The 16,481-nt window shown below is 53.3% G+C and carries 16 protein-coding genes; 9 read left to right on the top strand and 7 right to left on the bottom strand.

All coding sequences use genetic code 11. The features are described from left to right. Position 1: 1 nt before the first annotated feature. Positions 2-280 carry a hypothetical protein gene (locus AB8B75_RS21040; RefSeq protein WP_405365012.1) on the bottom strand — a complete coding sequence of 93 codons (279 nt, stop codon included), beginning with the start codon at positions 278-280 and terminating at the stop codon, positions 2-4. Between the two features lie 144 nt (positions 281-424). Beyond that, entirely contained in the window at positions 425-1,129 is a 705-nt protein-coding gene (locus tag AB8B75_RS21035; RefSeq protein WP_405365010.1) for a GntR family transcriptional regulator, read from the bottom strand. 233 nt (positions 1,130-1,362) lie between these two features. On the opposite strand from AB8B75_RS21035, the gene AB8B75_RS21030 reads away from it, so the two are divergent. The 6 genes from AB8B75_RS21030 (at position 1,363) to AB8B75_RS21005 (ending at position 7,160) form a co-directional block, all read left to right on the top strand. Beyond that, positions 1,363-2,349 (top strand): ABC transporter ATP-binding protein, encoded by a 987-nt coding sequence (locus AB8B75_RS21030; protein WP_405365008.1) that lies wholly within the window; start codon positions 1,363-1,365, stop codon positions 2,347-2,349. A gap of 34 nt (positions 2,350-2,383) precedes the next feature. Continuing rightward, on the top strand, positions 2,384-3,652 hold the full coding sequence (locus AB8B75_RS21025) for a PotD/PotF family extracellular solute-binding protein (RefSeq protein WP_405365006.1): 1,269 nt from the start codon (positions 2,384-2,386) through the stop codon (positions 3,650-3,652). A 62-nt stretch (positions 3,653-3,714) separates the two neighbouring features. Further along, a complete protein-coding gene (locus AB8B75_RS21020; RefSeq protein WP_405365004.1) occupies positions 3,715-4,578 on the top strand; it encodes an ABC transporter permease in 864 nt (287 codons plus the stop codon). Position 4,579: 1 nt separating this feature from the next. Further along, positions 4,580-5,419 (top strand): ABC transporter permease, encoded by an 840-nt coding sequence (locus tag AB8B75_RS21015; RefSeq protein WP_405365003.1) that lies wholly within the window; start codon positions 4,580-4,582, stop codon positions 5,417-5,419. After that, positions 5,416-6,051 (top strand): aspartate/glutamate racemase family protein, encoded by a 636-nt coding sequence (locus tag AB8B75_RS21010; protein WP_405365001.1) that lies wholly within the window; start codon positions 5,416-5,418, stop codon positions 6,049-6,051. The genes AB8B75_RS21015 and AB8B75_RS21010 overlap by 4 nt, the downstream gene beginning before the upstream one ends. Before the next feature lie 719 nt (positions 6,052-6,770). Next, entirely contained in the window at positions 6,771-7,160 is a 390-nt protein-coding gene (locus AB8B75_RS21005; RefSeq protein WP_405364999.1) for a c-type cytochrome, read from the top strand. Between the two features lie 9 nt (positions 7,161-7,169). Here AB8B75_RS21005 and choV read toward each other — a convergent pair whose 3' ends face one another. The 4 genes from choV to AB8B75_RS20985 form a co-directional block, all read right to left on the bottom strand. Beyond that, positions 7,170-8,201, bottom strand: coding sequence for a choline ABC transporter ATP-binding protein (gene choV / locus AB8B75_RS21000; RefSeq protein WP_405364997.1), 1,032 nt, complete (start codon positions 8,199-8,201; stop codon positions 7,170-7,172). Continuing rightward, positions 8,198-9,031 carry a choline ABC transporter permease subunit gene (choW, locus tag AB8B75_RS20995; RefSeq protein ID WP_405365045.1) on the bottom strand — a complete coding sequence of 278 codons (834 nt, stop codon included), beginning with the start codon at positions 9,029-9,031 and terminating at the stop codon, positions 8,198-8,200. Before choW ends, choV begins: the two co-directional genes overlap by 4 nt. Before the next feature lie 62 nt (positions 9,032-9,093). Next, complete coding sequence (locus AB8B75_RS20990) at positions 9,094-10,020, bottom strand: choline ABC transporter substrate-binding protein (protein WP_405364996.1); 927 nt, start codon at positions 10,018-10,020, stop codon at positions 9,094-9,096. 123 nt (positions 10,021-10,143) lie between these two features. Next, complete coding sequence (locus AB8B75_RS20985; protein WP_405364994.1) at positions 10,144-13,392, bottom strand: chemotaxis protein CheB; 3,249 nt, start codon at positions 13,390-13,392, stop codon at positions 10,144-10,146. A 240-nt stretch (positions 13,393-13,632) separates the two neighbouring features. Between AB8B75_RS20985 and AB8B75_RS20980 the strand changes: the two genes are divergently transcribed. From AB8B75_RS20980 to AB8B75_RS20970, 3 genes are all read left to right on the top strand, one after another. Next, entirely contained in the window at positions 13,633-14,310 is a 678-nt protein-coding gene (locus AB8B75_RS20980) for a hypothetical protein (RefSeq protein ID WP_405364992.1), read from the top strand. Positions 14,311-14,387: 77 nt separating this feature from the next. Beyond that, positions 14,388-15,332 carry an aldose epimerase family protein gene (locus tag AB8B75_RS20975; RefSeq protein ID WP_405364991.1) on the top strand — a complete coding sequence of 315 codons (945 nt, stop codon included), beginning with the start codon at positions 14,388-14,390 and terminating at the stop codon, positions 15,330-15,332. A 263-nt stretch (positions 15,333-15,595) separates the two neighbouring features. Continuing rightward, entirely contained in the window at positions 15,596-15,925 is a 330-nt protein-coding gene (locus AB8B75_RS20970; RefSeq protein ID WP_405364989.1) for a TfoX/Sxy family protein, read from the top strand. A gap of 62 nt (positions 15,926-15,987) precedes the next feature. Here the strand turns inward: AB8B75_RS20970 and ndk are convergent, their stop codons facing one another. Beyond that, a complete protein-coding gene (ndk, locus tag AB8B75_RS20965; RefSeq protein ID WP_405364987.1) occupies positions 15,988-16,410 on the bottom strand; it encodes a nucleoside-diphosphate kinase in 423 nt (140 codons plus the stop codon). Positions 16,411-16,481: the final 71 nt, after the last annotated feature.

Raw genomic sequence — 16,481 nt, 5'->3', positions numbered from 1 at the left:
TTCAGGTGCCAGCCATATTCAAGCTGCTCACACAAACGCTCTTGGGCCCCAGACTACAGGCCAGTGCAAAAGCTTCCAGCATTTCATCTTCTCCCTCGGCCTTTACAGTCATCATTCCTGACGACGCTTCCGTGATCTCGAAAACGACATCCAGTTTGCGGGCATGACGTTCCATCCATTCAGGAAAGTCCGGGCTGCAGACCTGACCGATCAGTTGAAACGTCACGTGACTAGCGTCTGCATCCATGAGACCTGTTCCCTTGTAGGTTATTAAAGACATCGGAACCTGCTCGATGTCACCTGGCCTAGCCAAGCAGTCATATTCACGACTTCGCCAGTCCTTCTAAATCGTGCTTCACGCCAAGTAGTCCAAACGCCTAGTTTCGTTGCAAGGAATGTCGCTTTTTTGCAGCTGTCATCCGCCCTACCCGAGAATGTCTTTGAGCGATGCGGTTTGCGTAGTCGCCTTTCGCAAATCCAGTGCCGCGTGAAGGTCTGTGATATGGCGGCTCATGATTTCCTCAGCTTGAGCTGCATCGTTGTTCTCGATGGCTGAAACCAAACCATGATGTGCGTGGCGATCGCACAGAGCACTTTCCTGTTTCCAATAAAGCGCAACAATCAAGGAAGAGCGTGCGATTAACGTTTCAATGAAACTGGCAATCGTGGCCTGGTCCGCTATGCGTGCGATATGCACGTGCAACTGACCTGATAGAAATAGCGCGCGCCCTCGATCACCTGCAGAAAGGGCTTCATGCTCCATATCGATGTGCTGTTCAAGAAACGCGATGTCGTCTTTTGTCGCTTTCAGGGCGGCGGACTTTGCAGTTCGCGGCTCGAGCAGCGCACGAGCTTCGAACACCTCGCGCGCCTCGTCGGGTGTTGGCTTGGCAACGAACGCTCCGCGATTTCGATGCGTTTCAACAAGTTGGCAGTGCGCCAAGGACTGCAGCGCTGTGCGGATGATTGTGCGAGAAACACCGTAGATTTCGGCCAATTCATCCTCACCAAGTTTTGTGCCGGGAGACAGACGGTGCTCGTGTATGGCGCGGGACAAATAGTCACTGACAAGCTCACTTGTCGGCGGCTTTCTGTCGAGTGGTGTGGCCGGCGTATCGGGTGTCAGCATAATTGTACCCCTTTGCCTCATTGTGATGCCAACAAACTGTCTGTTGGACAAGAGCACCCCTATTGAATGCAAAATAATACTCAAGTTGTATACAATATTTCGATTAAATGTTAATCATATCCAACTCAAAGCGATTAATTATATAGCAGCCAGCGATGCCGGGACGGTTTTCACACCTGTTGTGCTTTTCAACACGGCTGCGGCCAGCCCTCATAACTTAAAGCGGGGAAACTATGAACGCAAACAAGCAAGATCTGGAATTGGTGTCACTCACCAAGCGCTACGGAAATACGGTTGCCGTGTCCGCCATCAGCCACCATTTCCAAACCTCAAGCTATACCTGTTTGCTCGGGCCTTCCGGCTGCGGCAAATCGTCAACACTGCGGATGATCGCAGGACATGAAACGGTGAGTGAGGGGTCGATCCTTCTGGGTGGACGCGACATCTCCGGTCTCGCCTCGGCCAAACGCGGCACGGCCATGATGTTTCAAAATTATGCTTTGTTCCCGCATCTTAGCGTTCTCGACAACGTCTCCTTCAGCCTCAAGATGAAAGGTGTTTCCAAGGTGGAACGTCACGCCAAGGCCGGCGAAATGCTGGAATTGGTTGATTTGACATCCTTGATGGATCGGTTGCCGGCACAATTGTCCGGCGGACAGCAACAACGCGTTGCGCTAGCCCGCGCATTGATCACCAGACCGCAGGTTTTGCTACTGGACGAACCGCTTTCGGCGTTGGATCCCTTTCTGCGTATCCGCATGCGCAGCGAACTGCGCAAGCTGCAAAAAGAACTAGGCATCAGTTTTTTACACGTCACGCATGGTCAGGATGAAGCCCTCGCTCTTGCCGATGAAATCGTGGTGATGAACAACGCAGTGATCGAACAGGCGGGCCCTGCACGTGAAATTTTCAACACGCCAAAAACGAAATTTGTTGCGCAATTCATGGGCGGTCACAATGTTATCGCATTGCCGGAAGGCAATGTCGCCATCCGCACCGATGCGGTGTCCACCACCGCACCCCAGAAAGGTCGGTTGGACGCCAATGTGCTGACGATCGAGTACCAGGGCACGCACGTGTCGATCCTCACGAAAATTGCCGGTGATCAAGAGGTTACAGCGCTGATGCCTGACGCTGACTTCTTTGCCAAACCCCATAACCCAGGTGATCAGATTGGTTTGATCTGGGATCCGAAAAATCAACACCAAGTGACCGCATGAAAAGCGGCATATAGAAGCGACAAGGAGAGACACTATGACAAGATACACCAAGAGAAACGGACTGAGCAGGCGCACATTGCTGAAGACCGGCGTTGCGGCAGCGGCAGGCACAGTGGCCGCCCCGATGGTCTGGGCCCAATCCAATATCGTCTTGCGGCAAGCGGGCACCGGAGTTTCGGCGTTCAACGAAATTGCGGAAAAAGCGTTTGAAGACCTTGGGATCACGATGGAAATGACGGCATTGGATTCCGACAGTGTGACGCAACGTGTGGCCACCCAGCCCGACAGTTTTGACATTGCCGACATCGAATACTGGATCTGCAAAAAGGTCTGGCCCACGGGCAACCTGCAGGCCATGGATACTTCCAAGATCGCCAATTATGATAAAATCGCAGGGACCTTCCGCAGCGGGAAGCTGACCCCGACAAGTGAGATTGCCCAAGGCACCGCGCCTCATACTGTGGGGTTTGTCGAAGGCAGTGACGGCAAGTCATTTGTTGACAACGAGTCCGGTTGGATGACTCTGATCCCGACGATCTACAACGCGGATACTCTTGGCATTCGTCCGGACCTCATCGGGCGCCCTATCAGCAACTGGTCAGAACTGCTGAACCCTGAATTCAAAGGCAAAGCATCGATCCTTGACATCTCATCCATCGGTATCATGGACATGGCGATGGTCGTGGAATCCATGGGTGAATACAAATACCCCGACAAGGGCAACATGACAAAGGAAGAGATCGACCTCACACTCGGCATCTTTACCGAAGCCAAGAAAAACGGTCAGTTCCGCGCCTTCTGGAAGTCTTTCGATGAAAGCGTGAACCTGATGGCGTCTGGCGAGGTGGTAATCCAGTCAATGTGGTCACCTGCCATCACGGCGGTTCGGTCGCAGGGCATCCCATGTGTCTATCAGCCGCTGGAAGAGGGCTACCGGTCCTGGGGCGGCGGAATGGGCTTGGCGGCAAGCCTCGAAGGCGCCAAGCTTGATGCGGCATATGAGTACATCAACTGGTATCTGAGCGGCTGGGTCGGTGGTTTCCTTATGCGTCAGGGATATTACTCTGCTGTTCCGGAAACCTCGAAACTCTTCATGTCCGAGGACGAATGGGGCTTCTGGTACGAAGGCAAAGAGTCTCAAGGCGACATTGTCAGCCCGAGCGGCGCTGTGCTCGAAGGACCCGGTGCAGTCCGTGACGGTGGATCCTTCATCGAACGGATGGGCGCCGTCGCCTGCTGGAACTCTGTCATGGATGAGAACCAGTACATGGTGCGCAAATGGAATGAGTTCATCGCAGCCTGACATGGTCGGGGGCGCGGGTCTGCGCCCCCTGTTCATTCCCCTTCTCATCGCGTCGGAAGCCCATGCAAAAAATCCTCAAGAACAGTGCGGTTACCGGGTGGTTGATGGTATCACCTCTTGCAGTTGTTCTGTTTTTTTTCCTTGTGCTGCCCATCGCGATGATCCTGATAGTCAGCTTCTGGCAAGCGACCGAATTCTCGATCATTCCGGCCTTTCAGTTTGACAACTATGAGTTCCTTTTCGGCTCACCGGTCACCTACACTGTTTTCATCAACACGTTTAAATACGCCATTTTGACGTGGATTTTCACCTTTCTTATCGGCTTTACGGTTGCCTATTACCTGGCCTTTCATATTCGCAGCCTGACATGGCAAATCGCGCTGTTTTTGCTGTGCACCATCCCCTTTTGGACCTCCAACATCATCCGCATGATCAGTTGGATCCCGTTTCTGGGCCGCAACGGCATCGCCAATTCCACCTTGATCTCATGGGGCGTGATTGATGAGCCGCTGGAGTGGTTGCTGTTCAGCGATTTCTCAGTCGTATTGGCTTTTGTGCATATCTATACGCTCTTTATGGTTGTCCCGATCTTCAACACCATGATGCGGATCGATAAATCCCTGATTGAGGCGGCGCGCGACGCCGGTGCCAGCGGCGCACAAATTCTTTGGAACGTTATCTTGCCCCTGACAAAACCTGGCATCATGATCGGTACGATCTTTGTGGTCACACTGGTCATGGGCGATTTCTTCACAGTGCGGATCATGTCTGGCAGCCAATCCGCCAACGTCGGACGGCTCATCTCAAACGACATTTCCCTGCTGCAATACCCATCGGCTTCGGCGACCGCGATTGTGCTGCTGCTGACTGTCCTGATCGTCATTGGGATCCTGCTACGCTTTGTCGACATCCGAAAGGAGCTTTGACATGGAACCGCGCTCCCGTTCTTTTTACGTTCTGACCGGCTTTTTCGTACTGTTCATTCTGTTCCTTTATGGCCCCACGCTCACCATCGGGATCCTGTCGTTTCAAGGACCCGGCGGCGGGCTGACCTTCCCCATGCGCGGTGTCTCTTTGCACTGGTTTTACGACCTTTTCGAACAGCAAGCGGTTGGCGACATTTGGGGCAGCTTTCGCCGGAGCCTAGTGCTGGGCCTGATGGTCATGGTGACTACCATCGTTGTTTCCGTCATGGGCGGGTTGGCGTTTCGCAAAAGGTTCCCCGGATCATCCATCCTGTTCTATCTGATTGTCACTGCACTGGTGATCCCGTCGATCCTGATCTCCCTGGGCGTCGGATTGCTCTTTTCTCAGGCCGGGATCAATGTGCATTGGGCAACCTCAGGCTTTGGCGCGCAGCTGACCTGGACCCTGCCCTTTGGTCTTTTGATCATGTTCGCGGTGTTTAACCGATTTGACAAAAGCTACGAAGAAGCCGCCCGTGATCAGGGGGCCACTGCATGGCAGACAGTCCGCTATGTCGTTCTGCCCATCATCGCGCCCTCACTGATTGGTGTGGCCCTTTTCGGTTTCACGCTCAGTTACGACGAATTTGCGCGCACCCTGCTGACATCAGGGAGCAAGAACACCTTGCCGTTAGAAATCTACGGCATGACAACGAATGTGACCTCTCCAGTGCTCTATGCGCTCGGTACTTTGACCACGGTCTTTTCACTTTTGGTAATCGGTCTTTTTCTTGGTATTGCCCTTTGGTTCAACCGACGCCGTACGGCGCAAGGGAATGATGCTGGCAAGGGCATGGTATGATCGTCATCATCAACCCGAACAGCACCACGTCTATGACGCAAACCATGTTGGCAACTGCGAAAAAAGCCAGACCTCTCAGCCAGATCGAAGCCTGGACATCCCATGATGGACCAGCCGCCATTCAAGGCCCAGAAGACGGCGAGGCCTGCGTGCCGCCGCTGCTCGAATTGGTGGCAAAGGCCTCAGATCAAGGTGCGCGCACAATTATCATCGGATGTGCGGATGACACAGGGCTTGCAGAGGCTCGAAAACAAGCAACCTGTCCGGTCATCGGGATCGGACAGGCCGGATATCATATGGCAACTCTGGCGGGGCCTCGGTTTTCCGTGGTTACGACGGTGCCAGAGGCGGTTCCGGTTTTAACCCGAAACATCGAGCGCTACGGCCTGAGCCGCCACCTTGCCAAAGTACGGGCAGCGGACGTTCCTGTCTTGGCGCTTGAAACAGATCCTGAAGCCTCGGCCAATCGTGTGCTGCAAGCAATAAAACAGGCTCAAGAAGAGGATGCCGTTCAGTCTGTTGTTCTGGGATGCGCAGGCATGTCTCATATTCCCGCCTGCGCCGGCCCTGATATCAAAATCCGCCTGATCGACGGCCTCCGCGCTGCCATCCGCATCGGAGTGATGCTTTGACCTAATCTTGTCTGCCTCGGGCCTGCGTGGAAGTAGACGCCTACCTGAAGCGTTCTCTGAGCGCCCTGCCTTGGTAACCTTTGGGCACGAACCTGGCCGTCCATTATGAAGCGTCGGAGCTCACTACAACGCCTTGTGAATGCTGCGATGAAATCGTCGGACGCGGCCTCGCCCACCCTAAAAGTAAAAACGAGGCTTCGAAGCCTCGAGAAGCCGCATCGATTGAGGATGCCAAAGCGATTTTTGACGCGCGCGTGTAAGCTGCCACCGACCGACTGACCCTGTCCTTGAATTGCCGAGAGCTACGTCACACCTGGTTTGCCGCTGTAGGCAGGTTGTCGCTATGCTTTTAACTCTGGCATGGGTGATGAACCGGTCTGAACGCGTACAAAAAAAGACATCTTTCGTCGGCGTAATAAGAGATTTTTCGCGAGATCTGTAACGGCTAACTTCTGTTACTTCTGCATCTGTCACCCCACCTCGCGTCAACTAAGAGGCGAGAGTCGCCGTTGAGAAAGCTTCTTCTGTTCAAGCGGGATACCTCATAAGTTTTTCACTTTGTCCTGACGGCGCACCTCAAACTGTTTGTGTCGCACAGCGCACCAAGCAGTTGCAAAGCTCACTTACGGTTCAATTCCGACTTTGGGTTTGATACAAGTCAACGCAGGCTAACCGCTATTTCCGATACGTTTGCGATAATGGAAAATGAGGAGATGAACATGCGTTTTCTTGCTATTGTTTTATTGTGCTTTGGAAGCACACTATCCGCACAGGATCTGGACGAAGGCCAAGAACTCTTTGGCTTGCATTGCGCGGCCTGCCACGGACGCGAAGCCAAAGGAAACGGGCCAATGGCACCAGTTCTTCTGGTTCAGCCTTCGAATCTGACAAAACTATCAACCACAGCAGACGGCGTCTTTCCGGTTTACCGCGTGGTCAAGCGCATAGATGGCCGCGATCCGTTGGTCAGCCACGGCAGCGACATGCCGGTCTACGGTTGGTTTTTTGAGGGACAGGACACTGCCATCGCCGCCGAAACCGGACAGCCGATCATGACCAGCAAACCCGTTGCAGACCTTGTAGCATGGCTGCAAACCATTCAGGAATAGCAAGATCCTTCACGACGTGGCGCGCGGATCCAGAATGCGCGCGATCACGCCACTTTTGGTGATCTGACCAACCTGAGCGCCGTTCTCTTGCACGCCAATTGGGTCATCCGTCTGCAACAGTTTGCGCATGACTTCTTCCACACCCATATCTGACGGAACGCTCTGATCAGTAGGTCCACTTGCGGGTTCCATCACATCGCCGGCGCTGAGGACACCCAACGGGTTCATGTGAGCTACGAAGTCGGCCACATAGTCATTGATCGGATTGGAAAAAATCTCCTGCGGAGAACCACATTGAACGATGCGCCCGCCTTCCATGATGGCAATGCGGTCGCCCAGCTTGAACGCCTCATCCAGATCGTGGCTGACAAAAATAATTGTCCGCTGGAGGTCGCGTTGCAGGTCAAGCAGTTCGTCCTGCAAACGAGTTCGGATCAACGGGTCGAGGGCAGAAAAGGGTTCGTCCATCAGCAGGATCGGCGCTTCCGTCGTGAAGGCGCGCGCCAAACCTACACGCTGCTGCATGCCGCCCGAAAGCTCGGCCACTTTCCGTTCCGCCCATTCTGACAGGCCGACGAGCTCAAGCTGTCGGTCTACACGCGCATAACGGTCACTTTTGGGAATATCCGCCAGCTCAAGACCCAAAGCGACGTTTTCGCGCACGCTGCGCCAAGGCAAGAGTCCAAACTGCTGGAAAACCATCGACACGCATTCACGCCGCACCCGTCGCAGATCGTTGGGCGTGCTATGGGTCACATCACAGGACCAATCACCATCAAACACCCGCACCGCGCCACGCACCACCGGGTTCAATCCGTTTACCGCACGCAGCAACGTTGATTTCCCCGACCCGGATAGCCCCATCAACACCAATATTTCACCGGCCTGAACGCTCAAGGAGCAATTGTGAACCCCGAGCACCTGATCGGTTGCTTCTTGCACTTCAGCGCGTGATTTCAGCGCATCCATCTCAGGCAGCGCTGTTTTCGGCGCATTGCCAAACACGATAGAAACATTGTCAAATTCAACTGCATTGGTCATTTGCGATCCACCCGCAGCATCCGGTCGAGCATGATCGCGACAACAACGATGATAAATCCGCTTTCAAACCCAAGTGACGTGTTCACCTGGTTCAGTGCGCGCACCACCGGCACGCCTAGCCCGTCCGCGCCAACGAGCGCCGCAATCACGACCATGGAGAGCGACAGCATGATGGTCTGATTCAGGCCGGCCATGATCTGGGGCAGCGCGTAAGGCAATTCAACTTTCCATAGTTTCTGCAAAGGCGTGGCTCCAAAGGCATCGGCGGCTTCGAGCAAAGGCTGAGGCGTCGAACTGATCCCAAGGTGCGTTAGCCTGATGGGCGCGGGCACCACAAAGATCACCGTTGCGATCAGGCCGGGCACCATCCCGATCCCAAAAAATACAATCGCTGGAATAAGATATACGAAAGTCGGCAAGGTTTGCATTAAGTCCAGAACCGGTCGCATGGCCTGAAACAGACGCGGACGATGAGCCGCTGCGATACCGATGGGAACACCAACCGCCATGCAGACCACACAGGCAGAAAGCACAAGCGTGATGCTTTCCGTCATTTCTTCCCAATAGTCCTGATTGAGAATGAACAGAAAACCGAGGACCACGAAGACACAGATTTTCCAGCTGCGTTGCAAGAACCAAGTGCCAGCGACAAACGCCGCGATGATGATAAAGGGATGAGGCGTCTGGAGCACCCAGAGGATCAAGTCGATCATTCCTTCCATAAAAACAGCGAGTCCGTCAAAGAACCATTCACCGTTTTCCTGGAGCCAGTCAAAAAAAGCTGCTGCTGTCTTGCCGACAGGTATTTTCGTTTCGGTCAGCCATTCCAGCAAAACACGCACCCCTCTTTACGGAGAAACCCCGCCATTTGCGCAATGGCGGGGTCCTTGTTTTAAAGTCCCAGTGCGGTTTTGACAGCAGCCACACTGTCGCCACCATCCAAGGTGGTCACCCCGTCCAACCATGCCGTAAACGTATCGGGATTGGCTTTGAGCCAGCCTGTCGCCGCGTCGCTGGGATCGGTGCCGTCGTTCAGAATGGCGCCCATGATTTCGTTCTCCATGGCCAGCGTAAAGCTGAGGTTGCCAAGTAGTTTACCTACATTCGGGCACTCGGCGCTGTAGCCTTTGCGCGTGTTTGTGAAAACGGACGCACCGCCCAGGTTAGGCCCGAAAAAGTCATCGCCGCCAGTCAGATACCCCATATCAAAGTTCGCGTTCATCGGGTGCGGTTCCCACCCCAGAAAAACGATCGGCTCGTCCTTTTTGGTCAAGCGTTCGACCTGCGCCAACATCCCCTGCTCGGAGCTTTCCTTGACTTCGAAATCCTTGAGACCAAAAGCATCCGCGTCGATCATCGACTGTATCAACCGATTGCCGTCATTGCCGGGTTCGATACCATATATCTGACCATCAAGTGCATCGGCGTGGGTTGCGATATCAGAAAAGTCTTTGATGCCAAGGTCTTTTGCCGCCTTGTTGACCGCCAAAGTGTATTTCGCGCCCGCGAGATTCTCGCGCACGGTATCCACGGTGCCTTCTTCACGGTAAGGGGCAATGTCGGCTTCCATTGTCGGCATCCAATTGCCCAGGAACACATCGACGTCGCCCTGCGCCATTGAGGTATAGGTCACCGGTACAGACAAAACCTTGATGTCCGTTTCGTAGCCCAGCGCATCCAGAACGACGGTTGTCGCGGCGGTTGTGGCCGTGATGTCGGTCCACCCCACGTCAGAAAAGGTCACAGCCGTACAATCTGCTGCGGCCGCTCCGGCCACTGCGCTGAATGCCAGCGCGCTCACAGTAATTTTGAAATTCATTTGTTTGGATCTCCCGATTGATTTTTCTATATCAATGCGCAGGTTGCTCGAGAGCGTCAAGGCGAAAGCCCGCGCTGCACAATGTGCCTATTTGCCCAACAAAGAAGAGAAATGACGGGAGTGTCAGTCGTCAAGCGCTCGAAAAACCCCAATAATTCTTTTGATTTCACCCTCTACATCTGCGCGCGCGAGACCAAAGGACTCTACGTTGACCGTATCTCCTTTACGGTTAATGATGCGATGCTTGAAATGAAAGTCGCCGCCTTCTTTAGCAACTTTTGAGACGAGACTTTCAACCTTTCCGCGATCTTCAGGATGATAGTAGTCCAAGCCCTTGGACAGGTCCGGCGGCGGTCCATCTGGGTCTTCGCCATGGATGCGGTATACCTCGGCAGACCAGTGAACGGCGTTAGTGTCCAAATCGACGGCCCAAAACCCAACTTTTGCCAAGTCCTGCAGCAAGGTCAGCTGACCCAGAGCGTCTTCCGCCTTATCACGCGATGCAATGATGTCTGTAATATCCGTGCCAACGGAATAGATTGAAGGTTGTTTCCGTGATGGGTCTTCTATCAGGAAACTTTCTGTGCTCATCCAGTGCTTGTGTCCGTCATTTTTGCCGACGACGGCGGTAACATCTTGCAGGCACCCGGCAGGAGATTTCCTCAACTCTGTGTCACGCCCGCTGATGGCTTCAATGGTCTTTTCGTCCGCAATCTCCGAGAGGTTCCGGCCCTCTGCCTCCCGACGCGTCGTACCGAGAACACCGGCGGACTTCTGACTGATTCTCAGTACGGTGCCATCTTGCGCCCGATTCAACATGTAGATTTCGGCATGGTCGAGCATCAGATCGAGTTCCTGTGCAAGACCAGGAAACTCGGAAACCACCATCGTCGACCCCTTCATCTGACCACGCATGTCAAAGAACGGCGAACACGTCAGTTTGAACCGTCCGCCGTTCGAGGTGAATTCTCTCGAAATGGGTTCGCCCAGTTTGAGCGTCTCGTTACAGATCGGCGCGAGCGCCGGACAATTTTCGGGCAAAACGCATTGGCTCACGTGCGGCGTCAGGACCGGCCGAGACAGGTTGAACATTTCTGCGGCCGCATTTGTTGCCTGAGAGATTTGCAATGCCGTATCCAACACCATGATCGCCAAAGGTGCCGTTTCCAGCACCGACATCAATTCGCCGGTACGCCCGCTCAGCTCAGCGGCGGTAACTTGCAATTCTTCATTGACCGTTATCAGTTCTTCATTGGTGGATTGCAGCTCTTCGTTGGACGTCTCCAACTCTTCGTTGGTCGCTTGCAATTCTTCGTTGGTGGATTGAAGTTCCTCGTTGAGTGATTGCAACTCTTCATTGGAGGTCTCCAATTCCTCAATGGTTTGCTGCAATGCCTCCCGCGTGGTGGCGACCTCATCCTCCAACAGACGGATTCTGTCGCTTTCAAAAGTTTCATCCCCAGATTGCTCCGGTTTTATCAAGTTCCGGGCCCGATCGACCTCAACCTCGCTAAAGACAATCAGCGCTGCGCGCTCATTCAGATCGCGGGCGATGATCGGGTACACATCAAGACGGATTTCAGCATCATCATCGTCCGCCAGAAGATGTCGCACGCCAGAGCGATGCTCACAGTTTTTCAAAGCAAGGGTGACCAGACTGCGTGCTTCCTCACGAAACGGCCTACGCAACAGATCAATGTGCATTTTAAGGTTACTGGTTTCATTGATCTCTATGAATGAGCTGACGTTGCCGTAGATCCGGACAATCGAATATTCGCTGGTTACAAGCACCGAATTTTTGCCCAAAGCGAGCGCAAGCGCCTCGAACATCTGGCGGTCGGTTGAGTCGCCCGGTTGAGTAACCTGTGCTGGCGTCGGTATGCGCCGGGACTGCGGAACATTACGCGGGTTGGCAAAGGCTGTGTTCTCAGACCGCCGAATAGACCGACGGCGGTAAATATGTGCCGACTGGCTGTCTTGAATAAACAGTTCATCGGAACCGGCCACAGTTTCTGCCGTGCCCAAAAACATGAGAGAGGTGTCCGTCAACGCATAGTGAAACCGCGACATCACTTTGTGTTGAAGCGCATTACCAAAATAAATCAACAGGTTGCGGCAGCATAGTAGATCGACCTTTTGAAACGGCGGATCCTGACACACATTGTGATCAGAGAATAAAATCGCAGAGCGAAGAGAGTCGATGACACGAATGCCATCGTTTTGCTGGATGAAGTAGCGATCTGCCAGATTCTTGGGAATATCATTCAAAGCAGCCATGCCGTAAACGCCTTTCCGGGCCACTTCCAACGCATCCTTGTCAATGTCCGTCGCGAAAATCTGGACATATTCCTTCAGATGTATCTTTGGTCCTCCCAAAGCTTCTGAAAGCAAAATCGCGATCGAATAAGCTTCTTCGCCCGTCGCACAGCCAGCAATCCAGACTCGAAAAGGAGAGGTAGGTTTTTTCTCCAAAAGCGATGGCAAAAGCTCTCTGAGCGCTTCAAATTCGCTTTTGTCGCGAAAAAACCGGGTTACAGATATCAGCAAGTCCTTGAACAGCGCATCAACCGCGTTTGGATTGACCCGGCAGAACTGCGTATAGTCTTCGTGACTTTCTATCCCGAGCGCGATCATGCGGCGCTCGATCCTACGATTAATCGTCGTTTGTTTGTACTCGCGAAAGTCAACACGGGTGCGTGCCAACAGAATTTGCAACAAATCCGATGATGGACTTCTTTCGCTGGTTTCCTGCCTGAAATCATCAAAATCTCGAGGCGATGTCAGGATTTTCTGCAAATGGGTGCCGATTTCAAATGGGCGCAAAACCAGGTCGACACACCCGGTTTGCATCGCAGACATTGGCATCCCGTCATACTTTGCGCTTTCTGTGTCCTGCGCAATTGTGATGCCGCCAGCCTCCCGGATCGCCTGAACCCCATATGCACCGTCGGTACCGGTTCCAGACAGTATAATTGCCATCGACTTCTCGCCATGCGTGTCAGCGAGACTCAGCAAAAATCTGTCTACGGAAGGCTTGGGAGAGGCCACCTCATGGCTGGGGTCGACGAGACATAGTCTTCCATCTTCGTAGATCACATCCGTTTTGGGCGGCGTTACATAAATGACATTCGGCTGCGGCACCGATCCATCTACAACATCTTCGACAACGAGGCTGGTTTGACGGGCTACCAACTCCGTCATCAGGCTCTTGTGGTGCGGTGACATATGCTGCACGACAACATAAGTGACTTGCAAATCAATGGGCAAAGTTGCCACTAATTCTCGGATCGCTTCAAGCCCACCTGCCGATGAACCTATACCGATTATCGTTAAATCCGCTTTATCAGTCGCATCTCTATCAGTCCCATCCAAAAGCCCGCTCCCTTACTTTTTTAGGTTGAGTTTGATCTCGTCACACCCCGCCCAAGATTCACCTCGAACAACTTGAAGTTGTTTCATATGGCTCCACATAAATCAAATTTAATCAAAAGAAATTCGATCTCTCCAATTAGTTTCAATTGCACGCAACATGCACCGTACGGTGCGTTTACCTTTGGCTCCCTTTTTTAGGGCATCCTCGAAACATGATTTTTTTGTGAGTGGATAAATGAAATGGTTGACCGAACAAGCGTAATACCAATGCCATCTGATCTCTGTGATCGTGTGTTGACGCTGAACCTGTCATTAGCGGAAAACAACGAAATCACGCTGCGCTCATGTGAAGTTTTGGGGCGTGGTTTTCGCAACCGCGTGTCTTTTCAGGAAAGAAGCAAGATTGACGACATCCTTGTGGCAAGGCTTGCCCATTCTGTTCGCAAATGCATTGCGACGATTCCGGATGGGACACATGTCTTGGCAATGCCTGAATTCCTGGTTGAGTTGCCCGGACTAGTGTTATCGGGCGTGCATGTTTTGATCATGAAACTCAAGGGAGGTGTCCGAAATGCAATTTTTCGCATCAAGGATTTCATGGGTGCTCTCAACAATGCGTTTCATCAGGATATTGGCTTTCAGGAACCTTATTCGAACCATGCGGAACGGCTCGCGACAAATGTATTGGCAGATATCTGCCTGCCCCTTTTGAACATGTGTCGCGAGATGGAATACGCGCAGATTGACACCCAAGACCACTTGCCAAGCGGTTTTGCAGATCGAGCAAAAGAGTTCGAATTTCAAACTGAATTGCTAAAGCGGTTTATTTACAACGCGGGCATCGGGCATGCCAAACCCTCACAGGTGTATTTGGCGCACGACTATCAGACGCACCCCCTAGAAATGCCTTCCCCTTAGCGGATGCGTCGCTGACTTGGCGACGCGGCGTTTAGGTGGCACAAAGCAACCTAAGACAATGCTGGAGCCGAGTTTTAATGATCGTTCTGCAATCCCAAGCACTAACCGCCCATATTCTGCCCCGCGGTGCAACATTGGCCGGGCTTTGGCTGAAGGGGCGACCGCGCAGCCTTGTTCTTGGATTTTCCGATCCATTAGCATTTGACGCAGCCGCATTTTACGCAGGTGCTCTTGTGGGACCAGTTGCCAATAGGATCGCACAAGGCCGCGTCCGAATTGATGGCTACTGCTTTACAATGCCGCTCAATGAGGGGGCGAATTGCCTACATAGTGGCGATGGTGGACTGAATGAACTCGATTGGCACATTGCAGACCAGAGCCTGAATAAAGTCGTTTTAAAAGCGCACTTACCGGACACAGCGAATGGTCTCCCAGGCACGCGGTCTATCAGTGCGACGTACCAGATCGACGATGATACTCTTTGCCTAAAAATTTCCGCATTCAGCGACTGTGACACCGTGATGAACATCGCGCACCACCCTTATTGGACACTCGATGACTGTGAGGACGTCTCGCAACATTCCCTTCAGGTGCATGCGGGCCAGTATTTACCAGTTGACACGCAAAACCTTCCGACCGGTGAGATCGCCTCCGTGATCGGTTCCGACTACGATTTTCGGGAACCAAAGCCCGTTCCCGTGGACCGATCCTTAGATGCTTCGCTCTGCATTGCATCCAGACAAAGCATACAGCCCAAAGATGTCGCAATACTGACGGGCCAAAACGGGGTGCGGCTCTACATCTCCACCACGGAGCCCGGGCTTCAGGTTTACAATGGCAGCGGCTTACCCAGCGACGGCCCAAGCGCCCTTCCCGGCCAAATCATTGCTCCTTTTGCGGGCATTGCACTGGAACCGCAAGGGTGGCCAGATGCGCCAAATCATCCGCATTTCCCAACGATCTCGCTGGTCGCTGGCGCGGAATACCGACAGCAAACATGTTACCGGATTGCCAAAGAATGAGCCTAATCGCCATTTTCTGGCCATGCGCGCGCCCTTTACCCGGCAGAAACACTCATCATCTATACAGTTGAAGTGAACCTTCGCTTCTTGCGTAAAGGACTGTAACGATGAACCAAAGTAAACCCGACCCCAAACAGACACCCACGCCGCAGCCACAAGGCAGCGCCGAACGGCCCGCACCACCGCCTATCACGGATTACGCGAGCATCTAGAACCGTTTTGGCAGGTGACAATGCGTGCCGTGATCGCCTAAAACTGGTGGCATGACGACACCTGTTTCCACGATCCGCAATCTGGGGCCCGCCTACGAAAAGGCCTTCGCAGACGTTGGCATTCACTGCGCCGAAGATCTCCGCTCGATTGGGGCGGATGACGCCTATGCGCGTTTACTTCGAAACGGGACCAAACCCCATTTCATTGGGTACTACGTGCTGGTGATGGCGCTCCAAAACCGCCCTTGGAACGATTGCAAGGGCGGAGAGAAGAAAGCCCTGCGAGTCAAATTTGATGCCATCAAGGCGGCGTCGTTCGACAAAGGCCTTGATGCCTTTGAACAGATCATGGATCGGATCGGCGTGCGCCCCACGGGATGAGCTCAAAAAAAGGGCCAGCAAAAGCTGACCCCTGACTATTGCAAAACATTGAAGCTGTTGGGTTATCCCACCAGTTCCAAACCCGAAAAGAAATAAGCAATCTCTTCGACGGCGGTTTCCGGCGCGTCGGATCCGTGTACGGAGTTTTCGCCTACACTTTCAGCAAATTCAGCGCGGATTGTTCCGGGTGCCGCATCTGCTGGGTTCGTAGCACCCATAACCTCCCGATTTTTCGCGATGGCGCCTTCGCCCTCGAGCACCTGAACCACCACCGGTTCAGAAGCCATGAACTCGCACAGCTCATCATAAAACGGGCGCTCGGCATGCACCGCGTAAAAAACACCCGCTTGTGCCTTGGTCATGTGTATGCGTTTTTGCGCAACAATGCGCAGGCCTGCTTCCTCGAATTTGGCATTGATTTTGCCGGTCAGATTACGGCGTGTCGCATCGGGTTTGATGATCGAAAATGTGCGCTCAAGGGCCATGAGAGGTCTCCTGCTGGGATTAATTTGACGCGCATCTACCATGGGACCCTGCAAGGGGAAAGAGCTTTGTT

The sequence above is a fragment of the Roseobacter sp. genome, from assembly GCF_045106495.1.
In the GTDB taxonomy this organism is placed as follows: Bacteria; Pseudomonadota; Alphaproteobacteria; order Rhodobacterales; family Rhodobacteraceae; genus Roseobacter.
The sequence above is the reverse complement of the archived record's forward strand: the minus strand, read 5'-3'. Positions and strand labels throughout refer to the sequence as shown.